This is a genomic window from Variovorax endophyticus (assembly GCF_025376855.1).
Lineage (GTDB): Bacteria > Pseudomonadota > Gammaproteobacteria > Burkholderiales > Burkholderiaceae_C > Variovorax.
In genome coordinates, this window is the sequence record NZ_JAHUTH010000010.1 from 11660 (window position 1) to 32414 (window position 20755).

Annotated in this window: 21 protein-coding genes; 12 read left to right on the forward strand and 9 right to left on the reverse strand. The window is 71.4% G+C overall.

Annotated features, from left to right (window positions below; all coding sequences use genetic code 11):
• Nucleotides 1-113 precede the first annotated feature (113 nt).
• A complete protein-coding gene (locus tag KV106_RS14780) occupies nt 114-905 on the forward strand; it encodes a hypothetical protein (RefSeq protein WP_057594251.1) in 792 nt (263 codons plus the stop codon).
• Here KV106_RS14780 and KV106_RS14785 read toward each other — a convergent pair.
• From KV106_RS14785 to KV106_RS14810, 6 genes are all read right to left on the reverse strand, one after another.
• The gene (locus tag KV106_RS14785; RefSeq protein WP_261210868.1) at nt 902-1885 is read right to left on the reverse strand and encodes an ABC transporter substrate-binding protein; all 984 of its coding nucleotides are present in this window, start codon (nt 1883-1885) and stop codon (nt 902-904) included. The genes KV106_RS14780 and KV106_RS14785 overlap by 4 nt on opposite strands.
• A complete protein-coding gene (locus KV106_RS14790) occupies nt 1885-2214 on the reverse strand; it encodes a 4Fe-4S binding protein (RefSeq protein WP_057594253.1) in 330 nt (109 codons plus the stop codon). Before KV106_RS14790 ends, KV106_RS14785 begins: the two co-directional genes overlap by 1 nt.
• Nucleotides 2211-3842: an FAD-dependent oxidoreductase gene (locus KV106_RS14795; protein WP_261210869.1), complete on the reverse strand. Its 1632-nt coding sequence runs from the start codon at nt 3840-3842 to the stop codon at nt 2211-2213. Before KV106_RS14795 ends, KV106_RS14790 begins: the two co-directional genes overlap by 4 nt.
• A 111-nt stretch (nt 3843-3953) precedes the next feature.
• Nucleotides 3954-5135: a YeeE/YedE thiosulfate transporter family protein gene (locus KV106_RS14800; protein WP_409976525.1), complete on the reverse strand. Its 1182-nt coding sequence runs from the start codon at nt 5133-5135 to the stop codon at nt 3954-3956.
• Nucleotides 5136-5241: 106 nt separating this feature from the next.
• Nucleotides 5242-6192, reverse strand: a complete 951-nt coding sequence (locus KV106_RS14805; protein WP_261210870.1) for a sulfurtransferase — start codon at nt 6190-6192, stop codon at nt 5242-5244.
• A gap of 120 nt (nt 6193-6312) precedes the next feature.
• A complete protein-coding gene (locus KV106_RS14810) occupies nt 6313-6990 on the reverse strand; it encodes a TetR/AcrR family transcriptional regulator (RefSeq protein WP_261210871.1) in 678 nt (225 codons plus the stop codon).
• 148 nt (nt 6991-7138) lie between these two features.
• On the opposite strand from KV106_RS14810, the gene KV106_RS14815 reads away from it, so the two are divergent.
• The 9 genes from KV106_RS14815 to KV106_RS14855 are packed head-to-tail and all read left to right on the forward strand — an operon-like array spanning nt 7139 to nt 16293.
• Complete coding sequence (locus KV106_RS14815) at nt 7139-7780, forward strand: CoxG family protein (protein ID WP_261210872.1); 642 nt, start codon at nt 7139-7141, stop codon at nt 7778-7780.
• Nucleotides 7781-7796: 16 nt separating this feature from the next.
• Complete coding sequence (locus KV106_RS14820; protein WP_261210873.1) at nt 7797-8666, forward strand: FAD binding domain-containing protein; 870 nt, start codon at nt 7797-7799, stop codon at nt 8664-8666.
• Nucleotides 8666-9199, forward strand: a complete 534-nt coding sequence (locus KV106_RS14825) for a (2Fe-2S)-binding protein (RefSeq protein ID WP_261210874.1) — start codon at nt 8666-8668, stop codon at nt 9197-9199. Before KV106_RS14820 ends, KV106_RS14825 begins: the two co-directional genes overlap by 1 nt.
• Nucleotides 9196-11583, forward strand: coding sequence for a xanthine dehydrogenase family protein molybdopterin-binding subunit (locus tag KV106_RS14830; RefSeq protein ID WP_261210875.1), 2388 nt, complete (start codon nt 9196-9198; stop codon nt 11581-11583). Before KV106_RS14825 ends, KV106_RS14830 begins: the two co-directional genes overlap by 4 nt.
• A gap of 54 nt (nt 11584-11637) precedes the next feature.
• Nucleotides 11638-12882, forward strand: coding sequence for an ABC transporter substrate-binding protein (locus tag KV106_RS14835; protein ID WP_261210876.1), 1245 nt, complete (start codon nt 11638-11640; stop codon nt 12880-12882).
• A gap of 10 nt (nt 12883-12892) precedes the next feature.
• Complete coding sequence (locus KV106_RS14840; protein WP_057594262.1) at nt 12893-13765, forward strand: branched-chain amino acid ABC transporter permease; 873 nt, start codon at nt 12893-12895, stop codon at nt 13763-13765.
• Nucleotides 13766-13799: 34 nt separating this feature from the next.
• Complete coding sequence (locus KV106_RS14845) at nt 13800-14816, forward strand: branched-chain amino acid ABC transporter permease (protein WP_082321953.1); 1017 nt, start codon at nt 13800-13802, stop codon at nt 14814-14816.
• Nucleotides 14813-15571: an ABC transporter ATP-binding protein gene (locus KV106_RS14850; protein ID WP_261210877.1), complete on the forward strand. Its 759-nt coding sequence runs from the start codon at nt 14813-14815 to the stop codon at nt 15569-15571. The genes KV106_RS14845 and KV106_RS14850 overlap by 4 nt, the downstream gene beginning before the upstream one ends.
• A 17-nt stretch (nt 15572-15588) precedes the next feature.
• Nucleotides 15589-16293: an ABC transporter ATP-binding protein gene (locus tag KV106_RS14855; protein WP_314733642.1), complete on the forward strand. Its 705-nt coding sequence runs from the start codon at nt 15589-15591 to the stop codon at nt 16291-16293.
• Nucleotides 16294-16310: 17 nt separating this feature from the next.
• Here the strand turns inward: KV106_RS14855 and KV106_RS14860 are convergent, their stop codons facing one another.
• Nucleotides 16311-17165, reverse strand: coding sequence for a fumarylacetoacetate hydrolase family protein (locus KV106_RS14860; RefSeq protein ID WP_261210879.1), 855 nt, complete (start codon nt 17163-17165; stop codon nt 16311-16313).
• A 46-nt stretch (nt 17166-17211) separates the two neighbouring features.
• Nucleotides 17212-18222 (reverse strand): VOC family protein, encoded by a 1011-nt coding sequence (locus tag KV106_RS14865; RefSeq protein WP_261210880.1) that lies wholly within the window; start codon nt 18220-18222, stop codon nt 17212-17214.
• A 128-nt stretch (nt 18223-18350) separates the two neighbouring features.
• Here KV106_RS14865 and KV106_RS14870 point away from each other — a divergent pair, with 128 nt between their 5' ends.
• Together KV106_RS14870 and KV106_RS14875 are read left to right on the forward strand one after the other, a co-directional pair.
• A complete protein-coding gene (locus tag KV106_RS14870; RefSeq protein ID WP_261210881.1) occupies nt 18351-19055 on the forward strand; it encodes a GntR family transcriptional regulator in 705 nt (234 codons plus the stop codon).
• 124 nt (nt 19056-19179) lie between these two features.
• Nucleotides 19180-19746 (forward strand): DUF4865 family protein, encoded by a 567-nt coding sequence (locus KV106_RS14875; RefSeq protein WP_261210882.1) that lies wholly within the window; start codon nt 19180-19182, stop codon nt 19744-19746.
• Nucleotides 19747-19848: 102 nt separating this feature from the next.
• Here KV106_RS14875 and KV106_RS14880 read toward each other — a convergent pair whose 3' ends face one another.
• Nucleotides 19849-20712, reverse strand: a complete 864-nt coding sequence (locus KV106_RS14880) for a LysR family transcriptional regulator (RefSeq protein ID WP_261210883.1) — start codon at nt 20710-20712, stop codon at nt 19849-19851.
• Nucleotides 20713-20755 lie beyond the last annotated feature (43 nt).

Genomic DNA, 20755 nt, shown 5'->3' on the forward strand with positions numbered 1-20755 from the left:
GGGAGGAAACGGGCTGCGCCAGCCTCGTTCGTGTCACGCGAGCTTCATGAAGACGATGACCCGGCGCGCTATGGTCGGGCGGCCGCCACCATCGCCCATCCGAAGAAGCTCCGATGCGTTCCCTGCGTACCGTCATTTCCATCCTCTGGGCCCTCGCCGTTGCGATCCTGGCCCCACTTGCAGCCAACGCGGCTCCCAATGCACCGGCCACTGGGCAAGCCGACGGCTTTCCGGTGAACACCGTGGTCTCCTGCGGCGTTGCCTTCGAACTCTCCGCCAAGTACCGGATCGGCCGGCCCGAACGAGCCGACAACAAACAGGGACCCGCACCCCACTACCAGATAGGCAGGCCGGACTATCCCGAGAACCCATCCGGCGGGGACGAATGCCAGTTCACGGTCTGGATCGCGAAACCGAAGAACAGCGATCTCTACGAGTGCCACACGGACGGATATGCCTCCGCGCCGCCCTACGAGGTCTGCGATTGGTATCTTGCGTTCGGCCCCGTGCCCCTGGGCGCGGTGGGCACCGTCGTCGTCGGCCACGGCCGGTTGAACGACATGGGCCAGCGTGACCTGGGAGATTTTTTCTCCGACGAAGACGGCTGGCACCTGCCCAACGCTGTCTCCGGAAGCATCACGCGCATGGACCCGGCGCAACTGGCGGGCAAGTCCGCCCTGAAGGGGGAGTTCGTCTACAAGGGCGAATGGAATCGCGGCAGGACCAGCCGGTACGAGCACGTGTACGGCGGCACGAATGCGCAGCAGGGGTTCATCATGCAACTGTCGCCCGACCTGCTCGTCGGCATCGTGGGAAATCCCATCCTGTCGGGCGATGCCTGGGCCACCAGATTCCGGACCAGCCTGCGCGTGGCCGCACCCGGGGATCTACGACCGCGCCACTAACCCTCGCCCGCCCACTGCCACTGCGCCAACGCAAAGTCCTGCGTCACCAGCCTCTCCCCCAGCAGGAACTTCTTCACCTCCTCGATCAGCCCCAGCCCGTCGGCGGGATAGGCGGCCTCGGGGTACTGGCTCAGCGGATGCGAGGCCTTGACCGCCTCGAGCGGGAAGCCGCTGACCTCGGCATGGAAGGCGTAGTAGGCCGCGCTGTCGGCGCGCATCTCGGCAATGGCCGCGCGGCGCGCGCGGGTCCAGGCGGCCGGCAGGCCGGGCGCGGTGGCGAGCAGCTTCGACGAGGCGACGATCACCGAGGTGCCGCGCAGGGTGGGATGGCGATCGGCCTCGTCGATCACGGGGTAGCCGCGCGATGCGAGCAGCGGCCCGACGTCGATCTGGGCCGCGAAGGCGGCGATCGAGCGCTGGTCGAGCGCGGCCTCGCCGTCGCGCGGGAACATGTGGATCACCTTCACCGACTTCTGCAGGCCGTGCTCCTTGAGCAGGCCCAGCACATAGCGGTGCATGTAGGAACCGCGCGCCACGCCGATGGCCTGGCCCTCGAGCTCGCGCACGCTGCGCACGCCGTCGCGCGGCGTGAGCAGCCAGACGTTCATGCCCACGGTGTCGAAGCCGATCAGCCGCGCATCGAGGCCGCGCGAGCGCGCGACCACGGCGGGCGTGTCGCCGTAGATGCCGACGTCGAGCACGCCCGAAATGAAGGCTTCGTTGAGATCGGGTCCGTTCGGGAAGTTGCGCGTGACCACCTCCTTGAAGCCCAGCGGCGCGAGCTCGCGCTGCAACAGGCCCTGGCGCAGCGCCCAGCCGGTGGCGGCCGCGGGCTTCCTGCCCGGACCGATGTAGCCCAGGCGCAGCACGCCCGCACCGGGTGCGCCCTGCGCGATCGAGAACAGCGGCAGCGTGGCCGCGGTTGCGGCGACGGCGCCGCGCAGCAACCGCCGGCGGCGGGTATCGACAGGCGCCGCCATCAGTGCGCGCGCCGCAGCAGTTCGAAGCTGGCGTCGGCCGAGGCCGTCGACTGGCGGCCGCGCCCCCAGCCGATGTCGCGGCGGTAGCTGCCCATCAGCGCCTGGGCGGCCACGTCGCGCTCCTCGGCGGTGGCGCCGCGGTCGGCGATCGGCGCGACGTAGAGCGCATCCTCGGGGCAGTAGAGCTCGCACATGAAGCAGGTCTGGCAATCATCCTGGCGCGCGATGCGCGGCAGGCCGCCGGGCACGGCCTCGAACACGTTGGTCGGGCAGGCGCTCACGCAGATGTTGCAGGCGGTGCAGCGCTCGGCGCTGATGAGCTCGATCATGCGGCCACCTCTTCCTCGGCGCGCCGTTGCACGGCATGGCGCTGCACCCAAACCTCGTCGAGCCCGCCGCTCAGCAGGCGATGGCGCTGGCTCGGGTCGATGGCCGAATGCTCGCGCCGGCGGTGCATGCCGCGCGTCTCGGTGCGCTGCAGCGCGCTGCGGTACATCCAGCGCGAGGTGGCCAGCATGGCGGCCGCTTCGCGCGCGCGCACGGCGTCGGCCGCGCTGGCGGCCGGTGCGCCCTGGCGCAGGCGCTCCCACAGGGCGTCGAGCCGCGCGAGCGAATCGCGCAGCGCGTCGCCTTCGCGGAACCAGTTGCGTTCGTAGGGAAAGACCTCGGCCTGCACCGCGCGCACCACGGCCTGGCTGTCCCAGGCCTGCGCGCCGCGCGTGGCCAGCGCGACGCCGCCGGCGCGCAGGGCCGCGCGTTGCGAACGCGCGCGCGCATCGCGCCCGAAGTCGGCCGCGCCGGCGCCGGCCCAGAAACCCGAGGACAGCGCCCAGGCCGCGTTGTGGCTGCCGCCGCCGGTGAAGCCGCCGCAGATCAGCTCGCGCGTGGCCGCGTCGCCCGCAGCATAGAGGCCGGCCACGGTGGTGGCGCAACTGTCGTCGATCAGGTGCAGGCCGCCGGTGCCGCGCACCGTGCCCTCGAGCCGCAGGGTGACCGGGAAGTGCTGCGTGAAGGGATCGATGCCCTGGCGGTCGAAGGAGACGAAGAAGTTCGGCTGCGCGGTGCGCATCCAGGCGCGGATCTGCGCGTCGGCGCGGTCGAGGCAGGCGTAGACAGGCTGCGCCTGCAGCGTCTGCGCGATCACGCCGCGGCCCTTGGACGAACCCGCGCCCTCGATCGCCACGCCGTCGGCCGAGTAGAAGGTGGCCCAGTTGTAGAACAGCGACTTGGTGACCGACGAGAAGGCCGGGCCGAGCCCGTAGGCATTGGAGAACTCCATGCCCGACAAGGCCGCGCCGACCTCGGCCGCCATCAGCTGGCCGTCGCCGGTCAGCACGTTGCAGCCGAGCGCGCGGCTCAGGAAGGCGCAGCCGCCGGTGGCGATGACCACCGCGCCGGCGCGCGCCACCCAGCTTTCGCCGCTCTGCCGGTTCACCCCGGTGGCGCCGCAGACGGTGCCGTGCTCGTCGACCAGCAGCTCGAGCACCGGGCTGTGGTCGAGGATGCGCGCGCCCGCGGCCTTCACGCGCTTGCGCATCAGCCGCATGTATTCGGGGCCCTGCAGCGAGGTGCAGCGCAGCGCGCCCTGGTCGTCGACCGGGAACGGATAGCCCCATTCCTTGAGCGTCTCGACGTTGGTCCAGGTCTGCTCGAGCACGCGGTCCATCCAGGCGTGCTCGGCCAGCTGGCCGCCCATCGCGAAGCGGCTGGCCTTGGCCTCCTCGCGCGCCGTGCCTTCGGCCGGCACGTGCCACAGGCCGGTGCCCGAAGGCGCGGTGGCGCCCGAGGTGCCGCAGAAGCCCTTGTCGGCCAGCAGCACGCGCGCGCCGCGCGCGGCCGCGCTCACCGCGGCCCAGGCGCCGGCCGGACCGCCGCCGATCACCAGCACGTCGGCCTCGTGGCGCGTGCCGCCATCGGCGCCCGAAAGAAGCTGCCGCTCGAAATCCCTGGCGCCCATGTCGCGTGTCCTCTGCTGCAAAGAAAGAAAAGAGGACCGACCGTATCAACGGCGCGGGCATGGCACAAAGAAGGAATGCGTGCTTCGATATGCGCGGCCCTGGAATGCCGCTCAGTTGCCCCAGCGCAGCTTGAGGCCGGCCCAGACCGCGAGCAGCACGGCCGCGCCGAAGACCCAGCCCGAGAGCGCGCCGGCCATGGTGCCCGACAGCAGGTTGCCGACGGTGCAGCCCAGGCCGGTCATCGCGCCCCAGCCGAGCAGCAGGCCGCCGCCGAGCCCGCGCGCGACCTGCGCCGGCCGCGGCCACGCGGGCCGGAACTGCCCGCTCGCGAGCGCGGCCGCGAAGGCGCCGGCGACGAGGCCGCCGACCAGCAGCGCGTTCGGCGTCTGCCACAGGCTCTGCGCCACGGCCGTGACGCAGCCGGCGAAGCCGTCGAGGCCCTCGAGCCGCTGCGGCAGCAGGCCCTGCCCTTCGCCGGCCGCGCGCGCCGCGCTGCCGAGCGCGGCCGTCACGCCCAGCGGCCGCAGCCGCAGCACCACGATCACGGCGATGGCGCCCACCCCGAGGCCGCCCCAGACATAGGGCCAGCGCCCCCGCAGCAGCGCGCGCAGCGCGGCGCCGAAGCTCGCGGGCACCGCGGCGTTCCGCGCGGGCGGCAGACGTCGCCACAGCAGCGCGCTCGCGAGCGCGAGCACCGCGAGCTGCAGCGCCGCCGAGCCCGCATAGCCGAGGTGATGCGGCAGCCAGGGCACGGGCGCGGTGGCGATGGTCGCGCTGTAGAGCGGGTTCCAGGTATTGAAGCCGAGCACGAAGCCCAGCGCCGCGCCCGCGAGCGCGAAGGGCGCGGTGGGCGAGCCCTCGCCGAGCCGGTACCAGTGCGCGCTGATGCACGAGCCCGACACCACCATGCCCGCGCCGAAGGCCAGGCCCGCGAGCACCAGTGCCCAGCTCACCGGGCCGATGTGGGCATCGGGCGGCAGCCGGCCCGGCTGCGGCACCGGCAGCCAGCCGCTCATCACCACGTGCATGCCGAGCGTGCCCACCGCGAGCGCCGCGACGATCGCGAGCAGGCCGCGCGCGTCGCCGCGCTCGAAGTAGTCGCGCGCATGGCAATAGAAGCAGAAGCGCGAGCGCTGCAGCACGATGCCGAGCACCGCGCCGATGCCCAGCGCGAAGGCCAGCGCGCGGCCGCCGCTGCGCTCGCCGAGCAGGTGCACGCCGGCCGCGAGCAGCACCAGCACGACCGACGCCGTGGTCAGCGCGGGCCAGCGCGCCGCGCCCGTGCCATCCAAAAAAAACGAGCCCGAAGGCTCGCCCAATGCCGTCCGCGCTTCCGGCGGACGGCCACCCAACTCCTGGTGACTCACGCACCCTCCTCGTTCTTCTTCTCTCCTCGAATCACTTCGACGCCCAGACGGTGCCGCTCGGGTTGTTCACCGGCACGCCGACGGCGTTGCCGTACTCGGTCCACGAGCCGTCGTAGTTGCGCACGTTCTTGTAGCCGAGGATGCGGTGCAGCGCGAACCAGGTGTGGCTCGAGCGCTCGCCGATGCGGCAGTAGGTGATGACCGGCTTGCTGCCGTCGATGCCCGCGGCGGCGTAGAGCGCCTTCAGCTCGGCCGGCGACTTGAAGGTGCCGTCCTCGTTGACCGCGCGGCCCCAGGGCACGTTGGCCGCGCCGGGGATGTGGCCCGCGCGCACTGCGAGTTCGGCCGCGCCCGGCGGCGCGAAGATCTTGCCGCTGTATTCGTCGGCCGATCGGATGTCGACCAGGCGCGTGTCCGACTTGCCGTCGGCCACCGCCACCACGTCGGTCAGGCGCGCGCGCAGTGCCGGGTCGGGCCGGCTCGCCTTGAAGGCGGTGGCGGCGTACTCGGGCGTGCGGTTCTCGAGCGTGCGGTTCTCGGCCTCCCACTTCTTGCGGCCGCCGTCGAGCAGCTTGACGTTGTTCAATCCGTACTGCTCGAACACCCAGGCGCCCCAGGCCGCGAACCAGTTGTTGTTGTCGCCGTACAGCACGACGGTGGTGTCCTTGTCGACGCCCGCGGCCGACAGCAGCTTCTCGAACTGGGCCTGGCTCACGATGTCGCGGCGCACGCGGTCGTTGAGGTCGTTGTGCCACGAGAAATTGACCGCGCCGGGGATGTGGCCGCGCTCGTAGAGGCCGGGGTTCACGCTGACCTCGATCACGCGCACCTTGGCGTTCCTGAGGTTCTTCTCGAGCCACTCGGTCGACACCAGCGCCTCGCCGGCTTCGGCCGTGGATTGGGCGACGGCCACGGGGGCGCTCGCGATGAAGGTCAGCGTGGCAAGGGAGGCGGCTCGCCACCAGCGGCTCAGGATCGACATGCGTAACTCCTTGTGAAAAGTGCAGGCCGCACTGTAGGGAGTCGACGCGCGCTCACCAACGAAGCGTTTGCGATATGGCTATGACCAATGCATCTGAAAGCGGCAGCCGCTTCGGCGCGATCAGGCCGAGGGCTTCGCGCCCTTGCGGCCGAACACCTCGGGCGCCACCAGCATGAAGGCGCGCACGCGGTCGGCCAGCACCGCGTCGAGGTCCTCGGGCATGGCCTCGGCGTAGATCCAGCGCCGCACGCCGATGTAGAAGATCCCGCCGTGCATGCCCCACATCAGCTCGCGCTCGCGCTCGGTGGGCTTGGCGCGCCCCGTGAGGCCGAGCTCGTGGCGCATCTCGCGCCAGATGTGCGGGAACAGCCGTTCCTTGAGCAGTTCCATGTACTGCCCCGGCACGTAGCCGTCGGACAGCCCCGAGAACACCAGGATGCGCACCCACTCCTTGGTGAGGATCGCGCGCGCATAGGCGCCGTAGAAGCGCACCAGCCGCGCTTCGAGCGGGGTGGAACGGTCCGACAGCCACTCCTCCCACTCGGGCTGCCAGCGCTCGAGGTAGACCTCCTCGTACACGCGCTCGATCAGCGCGCGCTTGTTCGGGAAGTAGTGATAGAGCAGCGGATGCGTGATGCCGATCTGCTGCGCCAGCTCGCGCGTCTGGCCGTCGAGGCCGCGCTCCGAGAAGAAGGCGATCGCGCCGTCGAGGATCTGGCGCTCGCGGTCCTCGGTCGAGAGCCGCTGGCGCGCGGGTTTGACGGCCACGTTCTTCGGGTCTTCGGATGCGTCTTTCATGAAACGGCTGTTGTCTTCGGTGTTGTCGTTGGAGGGTCGCAATTTACCTCATGGTAAGTACCAATGATCTTATTGACCAGTCGTTAAATACTCCGCCCCATGCGAACGGCACCGGCTCCCGGTGCGCCACCGAGGAAAGAGACGACGGATGGAACTGCAAGGCGAACAGTGGATTCCCGCGGGCCGCGAGACGGTCTGGCGTGCCCTCGACGATCCCGAGCTGCTGGCGCGCTGCGTGCCCGGCTGCGAGGAGATCCGCCGGCTCGGCGAGAACGAGATGGAGGCGCGGCTGCTCGCCAAGATCGGCCCGGTGCGCGCGCATTTCAGCGGCCGCATCCGCCGGCTCGACGTGGTCGAGCCGCAGAGCTGCCGCATCGCCTTCGAGGGCAGCGGCGGAGCGGCCGGCATGGCCAAGGGCGAATCGCGCGTCACGCTCGCCACCGAGGGCAACGGCACGCGGCTGACCTATACGGTCGAGGCGGCCGTCGGCGGCAAGCTGGGGCAGATCGGCGGCCGGCTCGTGAATGCCTCGGCACGCAAGATGGCCGACGAGTTCTTTCTCGCGCTCAATGAGCAGCTCGCGCCGAAGCCCGCGGCGCAGGTGCTCGAAGCCGCGGCGGACCTGCCCGAGGCACGGCGCGAAACCGCCTCCGCGCCAGCGGCACTGGCGGCACCCGTGCGCGCCGCCACCGCATCGGCCGGCTTCGGCCCCTGGTCCGGCGAACTGCAGCGCCTGCTGTGGCTCGCGATCGGCAGCGGCATCGGCTGGCTCGCGAGCCGCGCGTTCTGAGCCAGGAAAGCCCGCGATGAAAGCCCCCGCCTTCTCCTACCTGCGCGCGCAGAGCCTGGCCCAGACCTCGGCCCTGCTGCGCGAGCACGGCGACGCGGCCCGCGTGCTGGCCGGCGGCCAGACCCTGCTGGCCACGCTCAACATGCGGCTGTCGAAGCCGCAACTGCTGATCGACATCGCCGCCCTGCCCGAGCTGCGCGGCATCGAACTGCGCGGCGACTTCCTGCGCATCGGCGCGCTGGTGCGGCACGTCGACATCGAATGCTCGGAACTGATCGCGCAGCGGCTGCCGCTGCTGTCGCAGGCCGCGCCGCACGTGGCGCACGCGGCGATCCGCAACCGCGGCACGCTCGGCGGCTCGATCGCCTTCGCCGATCCCGCGGCCGAGTGGCCGGCCTGCGCGCTCGCGGCCGATGCCGAGCTGATCGTGAGCGACGGCCAGCGCGAGCGCCGCGTGATGGCCGGCGACTTCTTCGTCGACCTCTACCAGACCGACCTGCGCGCGCACGAGGTGCTGGTGGCGCTCGAGTTCCCGCTGCCGGGCCCGGCGCGCCGCTTCGCCTTCGCCGAACTCGCGCGGCGCCATGGCGACTACGCCATCGTGGGCATCGCGCTGGCCGCCGACGTGCACGAGGGCCGGCTGTCCGACCTGCGCATCGCCTTCTTCGGCATGGGCAACACGCCGATGCGCGCGCTCGGCGCCGAGACCCGGCTGGCCGGCACGCAGGCCGACGAAAGCACGCTCGAGGCGGCCGTGCTGAGCCTCGACGAGGACATGCAGCCCGACGCCGACCTGCACAGCAGCGCCGCGGCCAAGCGCCACCTGGCCGGCGTGCTGCTGCGGCGCGCGGTCGAGCGCGTGCTGCAACCGGAGACCGCCCAGTGATGGACACCACCGACACCCACGACCTCCAGCTCGCGGTGCGCATCGAGGTCAACGGCGAGGTGCACGCCTGCCGCGTGGAGCCGCGCCAGCACCTGGTCGACTGGCTGCGCGACGAGCTCGGCCTCAAGGGCACGCGCGTGGGCTGCGAGCACGGCGTGTGCGGCGCCTGCACGGTGCTGATCGACGGCGAGATCGCGCGCGGATGCCTGGTGCTCGCGGTGCAGGCCGACGGCCGGCGCATCGAGACCATCGAGGGCCTGTCCGACGCCGGCACGCTCGCCGACCTGCAGCGCAGCTTCTCGGCGCGCAATGCCGCGCAGTGCGGCGCCTGCACCTCGGGCATGCTGCTGACCGCGCATGCGCTGCTCGAACGCACGCCCTGCCCGGGCCGCGACACGATCCGCGAACAGATCTCGGGCAACTACTGCCGCTGCACGGGCTACCACGCGATCGTCGACGCGATCGCGCTGGCCGGGCAGGAACGGCAGGCACGCTGCGGCGGCTGTAGCGGCGCCGCGGGGAGCGCGGCATGAACGACCTCACCCTCCCCGCGCCGGTGCGCGAAATCGAGGCGCAGCGCTACATCGGCCAGTCGGTCGAGCGGCCCAACATGCAGCGGCTCACGCAGGGCCGCGCGAACTACGTCGACGACCTCGAGCTGCCGCGCATGCTGCACGTGGTCTACCTGCGCAGCCCGCATGCGCATGCGCGCATCGTGCGCATCGATGCCGAGGCGGCGCGCCGCATGCCGGGCATCGCGGCCATCGTCGACGGCCGCCAGCTCGCGGCGGTCTGCGCGCCCTGGGTCGGCACGCTCAAGCACCTGGCGGGCATGCGCTCGCCGCCGCAGCATGCGCTGGCGATCGAGCGCGCCACCTGGCAGGGCGAGGCGGTGCTCGCCATCCTCGGCCGCACCCGGGCCCTGGCCGAGGACGCGCTCGACGCGGTCCAGGTCGAATGGGAGCCGCTGCCCGCGGCGGTGCACATGGACACGGCGCTCGATGCCGCCACGCCGGTGATCCATCCCGAGCTCGGCAGCAACCTGTGCTTCCACCGCGAGATCGACACCGGCGGCGTGGAGGCGGTGTTCGAGGGTGCCGACGTGGTGGTCGAGGACGAGTTCCGCTTCGGCCGCCACACCGGCGTGACGCTGGAGCCGCGCGCCGTGCTGGCCGATTTCACGCCCACCGGCCGGCGCCTCGTGGTGCACCACTCGCACCAGGCGCCGCACATGATGGCCGATCTCTATGCGCGCCAGCTCGGCCTGCAGGAGGCCGACGTGCGCGTGGTCTGCCGCGACGTCGGCGGTTCCTTCGGCATCAAGGTGCATGCCTATGCCGACGACTTCGCGACGGTGGCGCTGTCGGTGCTGCTGGGGCGGCCCGTCAAGTTCGTCGCCGACCGGCTCGAGTCCTTCGTCACCGACGTGCATGCGCGCGAGCACCGCGTGAAGGCGCGGCTCGCGCTGGCGCGCGACGGCCGCATGCTGGCGTTCCAGATCGACGACCTCACGGGCATCGGCCCGTTCTCGATGTTCCCGCGCACCAGCGCGATCGAGGGCAACCAGGTCATCAACATCACGGGCGGCCCCTACAAGCACGCGCACTACAAGGCCACGCTCGATGTCGCCTTCCTCAACAAGGTGCAGACCAGCCAGTACCGCGGCGTCGGCCATCCGATCGCCTGCACCGTGACCGAGGGGCTGGTCGATCTCGCCGCGGCGAAGCTGGGCATCGACCCGCTCGAACTGCGCCGCCGCAACGTGATGGAGGACGGCAGCTATCCGCGCCAGGGTGCCTCGGGCATCCTGCTCGAGGGGCTGTCGCACCAGGCCTGCCTGGACCGCATCGAGACGCTGATGGACTACGGCGCGCTGCGCCGCGAGCAGGCCGCGCTGCGCGAGCGCGGCGTGCACCGCGGCATCGGCCTGGCGGCGCTGATCGAGCTGACCAATCCCGGCCCGGCCTTCTACGGCGTGGGCGGCGCGCGCATCGCGGCGCAGGATGGCGCGACCGTGCGGCTCGACCCCACCGGCGTGGTGCACTGCGCCACCGGCGTGGGCGAACAGGGCCAGGGCACCGAGACCATCTTCGCGCAGATCGTGGCCGACACGCTGGGCCTGCCGATGGCCTCGGTGCGCGTGCTGACCGGCGACACCGCGGCCACGCCCTACGGCGGCGGCACCTGGGCCTCGCGCGGCGCGGGCATCGGCGGCGAGGCCGTGCTGCTCGCCAGCCGCGACCTGCGCCGCCACATCCTGGCGCTCGCGGCCGCGCACCTCAAGCGGCCGGCCGAGGGCCTGACGATCGCGCACGGCGAGGTGCGCTGCCTGGCCACCGGCGACACGCTGTCCGACCTGGCCGAGCTCGGCCGGCTCGCGCACTTCCGCCCCGACCTGCTGCCCGCGGGCTTCCAGCCCGAGCTGGTGGTCACGCGCCACTATGCGCAGCGCGACTATCCCTTCGTCTTCACCAACGGCGTGCAGGCCTCGCATGTCGAGGTCGACGTCGACACCGGCTTCGTGCGGCTGCTGCGCCACTGGGTGGTGGAGGACTGCGGGCGCGTGCTCAACCCGATGCTGGTCGACGAACAGATCCGCGGCGCCGTGGTGCAGGGCATCGGCGGCGTGCTCTACGAGGAATGCCTCTACGACGACCACGGCCTGATGCGCAACGGCAGCATGGCCGACTACCTGGTGCCGATGGCCTTCGAGATGCCCGACATCGAGGTGGCCCACATCGAGACGCCCACGCGCACCTCGCAGCTCGGCGCCAAGGGCGCGGGCGAGGCCGGCACGGCGGGTGCGCCGGCCGCCGTGCTCAACGCGATCAACGACGCGCTGCGGCCCTTCGGCGCCCACGTTTCGGAACAGCCCGTGACCCCCGAGAAGGTGCTGCGCGCCCTCGGACGCATCTGATCCCGGCCCGCGCCTTCATCGCTTGCATTGACCCGAACGACAAGGAGACACGCCATGACCTCGCCCCTCGACCTTCCCTCCCCCTCGCTGCGCCGGCGCACCGTGCTGCAGGCCGCCGGCGGCGCCCTGCTGGCCTCGGGCGCCGCGCTGCCGCTGCGCGCGCTGGCACAGAACGAACCGTTGCGCGTCGGCCTGCCGATCCCGCTGACCGGGCCCTTCGCGGCCGAGGCGCGCGCCGTGCAGCAAGGCGCCGAGCTCGCGATCAAGGAGTTCAACGCGGCCGGCGGCCGGCGCGCCGAGCTGCTGGTGCGCGACGACAAGCTCAACCCGCAGGAGGCCGTCACGCGCACGGTCGAGCTGATCGAGAAGGACCGCGCGCACTTCATCGTGGGCTCGGTGTCGGCGGCGGTGCAGCTGTCGGTCAACAACGCGACGAAGCAGCGCAAGATCATCTACAACTCGGTGAGCCAGTCCGACTCGATCAACGAGGCCAAGGACTTCAGCAAGTACACCTTCCACGAGTGCCTGAACCCGCACATGACCGCGGGCGCGGTGGCGCGCTACGCCTTCCCGAAGATGGGCAAGCGCGTGGTGTTCCTCACGGCCGACTACGCCTACGGCCACGAGATGTCGCGCGGCTTCCTCGCGGCCGGCAAGGCCTTCGGCATCGAGGTGCTGGCCGACATCCGCCATCCGCTGGGCCAGACCGATTTCTCGAGCTACTTCCCGCGCATCCTCGCGCTCAAGCCCGACGTGCTGGTGGTCTGCAACTTCGGCCGCGACCAGTCGATCGCCTTCCGCCAGGCCGGCGACTTCGGCGTCAAGCAGAAGTCGAAGATCATCGCGCCGCTCCTGATGCACTCGGGCCGCATGGTCGACGGCCACGAGGTGTATGCCGACATCATCGGCGGCACCGGCTACTACTGGGGCATGGAGGAAAGCACGCCCTCGGCGCGCGCCTTCAACACGGCGTTCCGCGCGGCCAACGGCGGCACCGCGCCGACCGACTACGCGGGCCTGGGCTATGCGGGCGTGCGCAACCTGCTGGCCGCGGCCAGGCAGGCCAACAGCACCGACAGCGACCGCGTGGCCGAGGCGCTGCAGGCCCTCAAAAGCGACGCCTACAAGGGGCCGACCTACTACCGCGCCTGCGACCACCAGTCGGTGCAGTCGGTGCTGATCGTGGAATCGAAGCCCGCCGCGCAGGCCAAGGGCAAGGACGACATCTTCCGCATCGTCGCCACCGAGGCCCCCGACGAGGCGCGCATGCGCAGCTGCGCCGAGCTGGGCCACGCCTGAGAGCCTCGCCGTGGAACTCTCCGTCTCCCTGCTGCTCCAGCAGCTCTTCGTGGGCCTGGCGCTCGGTGCCATCTACGTGCTGGTGGCCGTCGGCCTGTCGCTCATCTTCGGGCTGCTGGGCGTGGTCAACTTCGCGCACGGCGCCTTCTACATGCTGGGCGCCTACGTGGCGGTCTACGCCTACGGGCTCACCGGCAGCTTCTGGTGGTGCCTGCTGCTGGTGCCGCTCGCGGTCGGCCTGCTGGGGCTGGTGGCCGAGCGCTGGCTGATCCGGCCGCTGTACGGCCGCGGCGTGGACTACCCGCTGCTGCTGACCTTCGGCCTGGCCTACGTGCTGGTCGACGGCGTGCGCATGGTCTGGGGCGTGCAGGGCGAGGCCTTCGCCACGCCCGAGGCGCTGCGCGGCGCGGTCGACCTGGGCTTCGGCGTGTTCCCGCTCTACCGGCTGTTCCTGCTCGGGCTGTGCGCGGCACTGCTGCTGGCACTGTGGCTGTTCATCGAGAAGACGCGCCTGGGCCTGGTGATCCGCGCCGGCGCGCGCGACCCGCTGGTGCTCAAGGTGCTGGGCATCGACGTGGGCCGCGTGTGGCTCCTGATCTTCGGCCTCGGCACCGCGCTCGCGGGCCTGGCCGGGCTGCTGGCGGCGCCGCTGCGCGGGGTGAATCCCGAGATGGGCGGCTCGGTGCTGATCGAGGCCTTCGTGGTCACCGTGATCGGCGGCATGGGTTCGCTGGTCGGCGCCATCGTGGCCGGCCTGCTGGTGGGCGTGGTGGTGGCGATGACCACGCTGTTCCAGCCCGAGCTCGCCGAACTCGCCATCTTCGCGCTGATGGCCGCGGTGCTGATCCTGCGGCCCAACGGGCTGTTCGGCGCGCGCGACTGAAGGCGCGCCCTTCGCTTCCAACGCTTTCCAGACCATGTCCACCACCACTTCCTCCTCCCCGCCCCCGCTGCGTGCGCCGCGCGCCGAAGCCGCCGCGGCCCCGGGCGCGCGACGGCTGCGCGAGGCGGCCACGCGCCACCGCGTGCCGCTGAGCATCGCGGTGCTCGCGCTGTTCCCGCTGGTCGTGCCCTTCCACGCGATGGCGATCAACATCCTGCTGTTCGGCCTGTTCGCCGCGGGCTACAACCTGACCTTCGGCTACACCGGCAAGCTGTCGTTCGGCCACGCGGCCTTCTACGGCAGCGGCGCCTACGCCTGCGGCATCCTGATCGCCAGCCACGGCCTGCCCTGGCCGCTGGCCGTGGCGGCGGGCATCGCGCTCGGCGGGCTGGTGGCGCTGGCCATCGGCGCGCTCGCGATCCGCACGCGCGGCATCTACTTCGCGATGGTCACGCTGTCGCTCGCGCAGTGCGTGTACTTCGCGGCCTTCCACGCGACCTCGCTGACCGGCGGCGACAACGGCCTGCGCGGCGTGAACGTGCCCACGCTGCGCCTCGGCGGCTGGCAGATCGACCTGCTGCAGCCGCTGAACCGCTACTACTTCATGCTCTGCTTCGTGGCGCTGGCCGTGTGGTTGCTGTCGCGCATCCTGCAGTCGCCGTTCGGCGCGGTGCTCGAGGCGGTGCGCGAGAACGAACAGCGCGCCCGCGCCTCGGGCTTCGACGTGGAGCGCGCCAAGCTGCTGTCGTTCGTGATCTCGGGCCTGTTCTGCGGGCTGGCCGGCGCGCTGACGGCGATCAACCTCGCCACCGTGGGCATCGACACCCTGTCGTACCACACCTCGGGCCAGGTGATGATGGTCACGCTGCTCGGCGGCATGGGCACCTTCTTCGGGCCCTTCGTGGGCGCGGGCGTGTTCCTCGCGATGGAGCATGCGCTGACGGCCGTGACCGAGCGCTGGCAGCTGATCGTCGGGGTGATCTTCATCGCGCTGGTGCTGTTCTTCCCGAAGGGCATCTGGGGCACGCTGCTCGCGAGGATGGAACGATGAGCGCCGAAGCCATCCTCGAGACGCGCGGCCTCACCAAGCGCTTCGGCCAGTTCACCGCCAACGAGGACATCGGCGTGAGCTTCCCGCGCGGGCAGCTCACCGCGATCATCGGTCCCAACGGCGCGGGCAAGTCGACCTTCTTCAACATGGTCTCGGGCGCCTTCGCGCCGAGCGCGGGCGAGATCCGCTTCGACGGCCGCGACATCACCGGGCTGGCGCAGCACCGCTTCGCGCACCTGGGCATCGCCAAGTCGTTCCAGGTGACCAACCTGTTCCCCGACCTCACGGTGCTGGAGAACGTGCGCGTGGCGGTGCAGGCGCTCGACAGCGGCTTCGACTGCTGGCGCCCGCGCGCCGCGCGCCGCGACTGGATCGAGAAGGCCGAGCGGCTGCTCGAGCGGGTGCAGCTGCAGGACAAGCGCGGCTTTCGCGCCGAGCGGCTCTCGCACGGCGAGCAGCGCGCGCTCGAGATCGCGGTGGCGCTGGCGAGCGACCCGAAGCTGCTGCTGCTCGACGAGCCCACGGCCGGCATGAGCCCCGAGGAGACGCGCTCGGTGATGGACCTGATCCTCGCGCTGGTGGCCGAACGCACGGTGGCGCTGGTGGAGCACAAGATGAAACTGATCATGGGCGTGAGCGACCGCATCGTGGTGCTGCACCAGGGCCGCCTGCTGGCCCAGGGCAGCCCCGCGGAGATCCGCGCCAACGAGGACGTGCAGCGCGTCTACCTCGGCCACGGAGGGCAACACCGATGACCCCAACGCAATCGCCGCTGCTCGCGGTGCGGAAGCTCGAGGCCTGGTATGGCCGCAGCCACATCCTGCAGGGCGTCGACCTCGAGGTGCACGCGGGCGAGATCGTCTGCCTGATCGGGCGCAACGGCGCGGGCAAGACCACGATCATGCGCAGCATCATGGGCCTGATGGGCCGCACGCGCGGCAGCGTGCTGTTCGACGGCGTGTCGCTGCTGGGCCTGCCGCCGCACCGGCGCTTCCACCAGGGGCTGGCCTACGTGTTCGAGGAGCGCCGCATTGTGCCCGGGCTCACGGTGCTCGAGAACCTGCGCCTGGGCATCCTGGCCTCGGGCCGGCGCGCGCGCGAGCAGGAGCTGATCGACGAGGTGGCGCAGACCTTTCCGCGCCTCAAGGAGCGGCTCGCGCAGGTGGCGGTCACGATGTCGGGCGGCGAGCAGCAGATGCTGGCGATCGCGCGCGCGATGGTCGCGCACCCCAAGCTGGTGATGCTCGACGAGCCCAGCGAGGGGATCATGCCAGTGCTGGTGGACGAGATGTTCGCGCTGTTCGCGGCCTGGAAGCGCGCCGGCAAGACGCTGCTGCTGGTGGAGCAGAACGTCGAGCTGGCGCTGTCGATCGCGGACCGCGCCTACATCGTCGACCAGGGCTGCATCGCGCACCACGCGGGCGCGGCCGAGCTGCTGGCCGACCGCGAGATCCAGGAGCGCTACTGCTCGGTGTAGCGCGCCCGGACCTCGGCTCAGGCGCCGTCGACCACCGGGTTCGACAGCAGGCCCACGCCCTCGATCTCGACCTCGCAGACGTCGCCGGCCTTCATGAAGACCTGCGGCTTGCGCGCCAGGCCCACGCCCGAGGGCGTGCCCGCGATGATGATGTCGCCAGGCTGCAGCGCGAAGGGCTCGGAGCACACCGACACCAGCGTCGCCACATCGAAGATCATGTCGCGCGTGTTGGCGTCCTGCAGCACCTGGCCGTTGAGCCGGGTCTGCAGCTTGAGGCCGGCGGCGCCCGCGGGCAGTTCGTCGGCGGTCACGAACTCGGGGCCGAACGAGCCCGAGCGGTCGAAGTTCTTGCCCATCATCCATTGCGCCGACTTGAACTGGTAGTCGCGGATGGAGCCGTCGTTGAACACCGAGTAGCCGGCCACGTGGTCGAGCGCCTGGTCCCTGGCGATGTAGCGGCCGGCCTTGCCGATCACGATGACCAGTTCGCCCTCGTAGTCGAACTGGGTCGAGACGTGCGGGCGCTCGAGCGCCTTGCCGTGGCCCACCCACGAGGAGGCGAAGCGGTGGAACAGCACCGGGTAGGTCGGCGGGTCGAACTTGCTCTCGGCCGCATGGTCGATGTAGTTGAGGCCGACCGCGATCGCCTTGGCGGGCGACTGCACGGGCGGCAGCCAGTCGAGGCCGGCCAGCGGCAGCCGGCTGCGCGCGCTCTCGCCGGCGCGGCGCGCGGCGGCCAGGCCCTCGGGGCCGGCGCGCAGCAGCTCGTCGAGCGTGGCGGGCAGGCCTTCGGCGCTGAGGTTCACGACTTCGTCGCCAAGACGAAGACCGAGGGCGGGCTTGCCGCTGCTTTGAAAGGCCAGGAGGCGCATGGGAGTTCCTTGTGGTGGGTGAAAGAGAAAGAAGAAGGCGAAAGGATCAGGCGGCGGGATCGGCGGCCGGCGGCGCGGGCTCGATCTCGAAGTTGGTGACAAAGTCCTCGGGCACGCGCGGGCCCCAGGCATAGAAGGAGTCTTCGGGCGGATGGTCGGCGGCGGGCCAGTCGAAGTCGCCGGGCACGAAGTCGATGTCGTACGAATATTCCGAATAGCTGCCCCAGGGATCGCGCACGTAGTGGAAGTAGTTCGAGCCCAGCACGTGACGCCCCACGCCCCAGCCGCGCACATGGCCGACGGCCAGCATCTGCTCCATGCCGCGGCCGACTTCGTCGATGTCGGCCACGTCCCAGCTCAGGTGATGCAGGCCGGGCCCGCCCGACTTGGCCATCGCGACCAGGTGATGGTCGCTGCCGTGCACGCCGTGCATGAACACGATCAGGTCGCCCGAGCGGTCGGAGACGCGCAGGCCCAGAGCCTCCTCGAAGAAGCGCACCGCCTCGGGCACCTTGGCGCTGAACAGCAGCACGTGCGAAAGCCGGCGCGGGTGCACCTTCGGGATGCGCGCGCGGTTGAGTGACGCGCCCACGCCCGGCGGTGGACGCGGCGCGAGCACCCGTTCGCCCGCGGCCTCGGGCGAGCTCTTGGCGGCCACCACGACCTGCACCGGGAAGCCGTCGGGATGCAGCAGCCAGAGACCGGCCTCGCCGCCCTGCCCCGCGCTCAGCGGATGGGCCGCGCAGTGCGGCAGGCCCAGGTGCCGCGCGCGCGCGGCGATGGCGTCGAAGTCCTCCGCGAAGCAGCCGAAGCGCAGGTACTGCAGCTTCTTCGGACGGCCCGGCGCTTCGTGGAGCGAACCCCAGGCCTGCGGATGGCCGACGGTGTGGAGGTCGAGCCGGCCGCCATCGCGGCGCGGATCAAGGCCGAAGGCGGCATAGAAGCGCTCGGCCTCGGCGAGGTCGGGCACGGTGAACACGAAGCGGTCGAGCGAATGCACGGCTTGCAGCGCGGCGCGCGGCGGGTTCTTGACGGTGCGAAGCGAGGAAGCGGTCATGGCGGCTTGTCTCCGGTGGACGGGTGGATCCGTGGTTTTTCGTTCAAATAATATATTATTTATTGAATCATAGATTTAAAAGCCTGCCAAGTATGATCCGGGACAACACCACGGCGCGAAAGGACGCGATGAACGAGAAGACCAAGGGCATGAGCCAGACCCGGCTGGTGTTCACCCACCTGCGCGCCGCGATCGTCGGCGGCCGCCTGCTGCCCGACGCCAAGCTCAACATCGCCGCGCTGGCCGAGGAACTCGACGTGAGCGCGGGCGCGGTGCGCGAGGGTCTGGCGATGCTCGAGGCCGAGTCGCTGGTGGTGTCGGAGCCCGCGCGTGGTTTCCGGGTCAGCCCGATCTCCGAGCCCGAGCTCGAGGACCTGGTGCAGGCACGCATCGAGATCGAGAAGCTCTGCCTGGCCGAGGCGATCCGCCATGGCGGCCTCGAATGGGAAGGCCGCGTGGTGTCGGCCCACCACCGGCTGTCGCGGCTGGCCGAGCTGCAGCACGAGCTGCCGCAGACCCTGCTGAGCGAGGACTGGACCGTCGCCCATGCCGAGTTCCACCATGCGCTGGTGAGCGGCTGCCCCAACGGCTGGCTGCTGCGCATGCACCTGATGCTCTACCAGCAGAGCGAGCGCTACCGGCAGCTGTCGGCGCCGCTGGGCGGCGACCGGCGCGACGTGCGCGGCGAGCACCAGGCGCTGGTCGACGCGGTGCTCGGCAAGGACGTGCAGGCCGCGCAGGCGCTGATCACGGAGCATCTGCAGACCACGGGGCGCCTGCTGGTCGAGGGCCTGCGCGCGCGGGCGCCTAAGGCGGCGAAGCGCCGCGCCTAGCTGCGCGGCAACGACGCGACGATTGCGCCGCCACATCACAGCTATATCGCGCGGCCCCTTCAACCGGCCCGCCCGGCATCGCAAGCTCGCTGCATCTTCAACAAAGCATGCAAGGAGCGACACGATGTTCGCGATGCAGTACTCGCACCGGCTGCCGGCCGGCCACGACATGGAAGCCATCCGCCGCCGCGCGGCGCAGCGCGGCCCGCTGTGGGACCACACCGAGGGCCTGGTGTTCAAGGCCTTCGTCGCGCAGGAGCGCGGCCGGCACCGTGCGGTCGGCCACCTCTACGCCTCGGTCTACCTGTGGCGCGAGCCGGCGGCCGCGGCTTCGTTCCTGATGGGCGAGCGCTTCCAGAACGTGATCGACAGCTTCGGCCGGCCGCGCGTGGAGAGCTGGCTGCCGCTCGATGCGCGCGCCGGCGCGGCGCGCACCGAACGCGCGGCCTGGCTGCGGCGCAGCGAGCGCGCGCTCGATGCCGATGCCGATCGCGCGGCGGTGTTCGCCGCGCAGGCCCGCGAGCCAGAAGCGGGCGTGGTCGCGACCTGGAGCGCGCTCGATCTCGCCGCCTGGCGGATCGTGCGCTTCACGCTGCTGACGGATGCGCCCGAGGCGCCCGATGCGGGCGATGGCGATGCGATCTACGAAGTGCTGCACCTCGCGAAGCCGGGCCTGGAGACGCTGCCATGAGCACCGCCTTCGACCTGCTCGCGGGCCATCTGCTGGCCGTGCTCTCGAGCGCCGCCGTGCTGGCGATGGCCACCGCCGTGGCGGCCATCGCCCTGCGCGCGCTCAGCGCGTGAGGCCGCCGGCCGTCGCGCGCATCGCGTCCGACAGCGACTTCAGGGCGCGCCGCGCCGGCGCATCGGACACGCCCGCATGCAGCACCACGTCGCGCGCGGGCAGCGGCGGCAGGCCCAGCACCGGGCCGACCTCGATCGTGCCGGCCGGCGCCACGCGGCGGCCGAGCGCGGCCACGGCGAGTCCGGCCGAGACGGCCGCGCCCACCGTGAGGATGCCGCCACCCACGAACACCTCGGACCACGGCACGCCGCCCTGCGCCAGCGCCCTGACGGCCATCTGCCGCACGCTGCAGGGCTCGGCCTGCGTCGCCAGCGGCAGCGGCTCGCCCGAGCGGTGGATGAAGTCGGGCGCGGCCATCCAGCCGAAGGGCTCCTCGAACAGCACCTCGCCGTCGAGCCGGCGGCTGTCGTGGCGCAGCACCAGCACGGCATCGAGCGTGCCGCGGTCGAAGGCCTCGAGCAGTTCGCGCGAGGTGGAGATGCGCACCTCCATCACCACGCCGGGCTCGGCCTGCTTCACGCGGCGCAGCAGCAGCGGCAGCTCGGCGCCGACGATGTGGTGGCTCAGGCCCACCACCAGCCTGCGGCGCGGCGCCGCGAAGGCATCGAGCGCGCCGCTGTGCGCGGCCAGCAGGTTGCGCGCGAAGGGCAGGAAGGCATCACCCTCGGCCGACAGCCGCACGCGGCGCGGCGTGCGCTCGAGCAGCCGGCGGCCCAGCCCGTCCTCGAGCCGCTTGATGCGCAGGCTCACGGCCGACTGGGTACCGTCGAGCGCCTCGGCCGCGCGCGTGAAGCTGCGCAGGTCGGCCACCAGCACGAAGGCCTGCACGGCCTCGATGTCGAGCGCCTTCATGGCGCGCGCCCGTCGAAGGCTGGGGGATCGGTGGGGACGATGG

Coding starts and splice junctions, on each gene's coding strand:
- KV106_RS14845 (WP_082321953.1), top strand. CDS start 13,800: ATGTCCACCACCACTTCCTCCTCCCCGCCCCCGCTGCGTGCGCCGCGC.
- KV106_RS14835 (WP_261210876.1), top strand. CDS start 11,638: ATGACCTCGCCCCTCGACCTTCCCTCCCCCTCGCTGCGCCGGCGCACC.
- KV106_RS14805 (WP_261210870.1), bottom strand. CDS start 6,192: ATGTCGATCCTGAGCCGCTGGTGGCGAGCCGCCTCCCTTGCCACGCTG.
- KV106_RS14810 (WP_261210871.1), bottom strand. CDS start 6,990: ATGAAAGACGCATCCGAAGACCCGAAGAACGTGGCCGTCAAACCCGCG.
- KV106_RS14880 (WP_261210883.1), bottom strand. CDS start 20,712: ATGAAGGCGCTCGACATCGAGGCCGTGCAGGCCTTCGTGCTGGTGGCC.
- KV106_RS14785 (WP_261210868.1), bottom strand. CDS start 1,885: ATGGCGGCGCCTGTCGATACCCGCCGCCGGCGGTTGCTGCGCGGCGCC.
- KV106_RS14875 (WP_261210882.1), top strand. CDS start 19,180: ATGTTCGCGATGCAGTACTCGCACCGGCTGCCGGCCGGCCACGACATG.
- KV106_RS14820 (WP_261210873.1), top strand. CDS start 7,797: ATGAAAGCCCCCGCCTTCTCCTACCTGCGCGCGCAGAGCCTGGCCCAG.
- KV106_RS14830 (WP_261210875.1), top strand. CDS start 9,196: ATGAACGACCTCACCCTCCCCGCGCCGGTGCGCGAAATCGAGGCGCAG.
- KV106_RS14860 (WP_261210879.1), bottom strand. CDS start 17,165: ATGCGCCTCCTGGCCTTTCAAAGCAGCGGCAAGCCCGCCCTCGGTCTT.
- KV106_RS14780 (WP_057594251.1), top strand. CDS start 114: ATGCGTTCCCTGCGTACCGTCATTTCCATCCTCTGGGCCCTCGCCGTT.
- KV106_RS14850 (WP_261210877.1), top strand. CDS start 14,813: ATGAGCGCCGAAGCCATCCTCGAGACGCGCGGCCTCACCAAGCGCTTC.
- KV106_RS14865 (WP_261210880.1), bottom strand. CDS start 18,222: ATGACCGCTTCCTCGCTTCGCACCGTCAAGAACCCGCCGCGCGCCGCG.
- KV106_RS14795 (WP_261210869.1), bottom strand. CDS start 3,842: ATGGGCGCCAGGGATTTCGAGCGGCAGCTTCTTTCGGGCGCCGATGGC.
- KV106_RS14825 (WP_261210874.1), top strand. CDS start 8,666: ATGGACACCACCGACACCCACGACCTCCAGCTCGCGGTGCGCATCGAG.
- KV106_RS14870 (WP_261210881.1), top strand. CDS start 18,351: ATGAACGAGAAGACCAAGGGCATGAGCCAGACCCGGCTGGTGTTCACC.
- KV106_RS14815 (WP_261210872.1), top strand. CDS start 7,139: ATGGAACTGCAAGGCGAACAGTGGATTCCCGCGGGCCGCGAGACGGTC.
- KV106_RS14790 (WP_057594253.1), bottom strand. CDS start 2,214: ATGATCGAGCTCATCAGCGCCGAGCGCTGCACCGCCTGCAACATCTGC.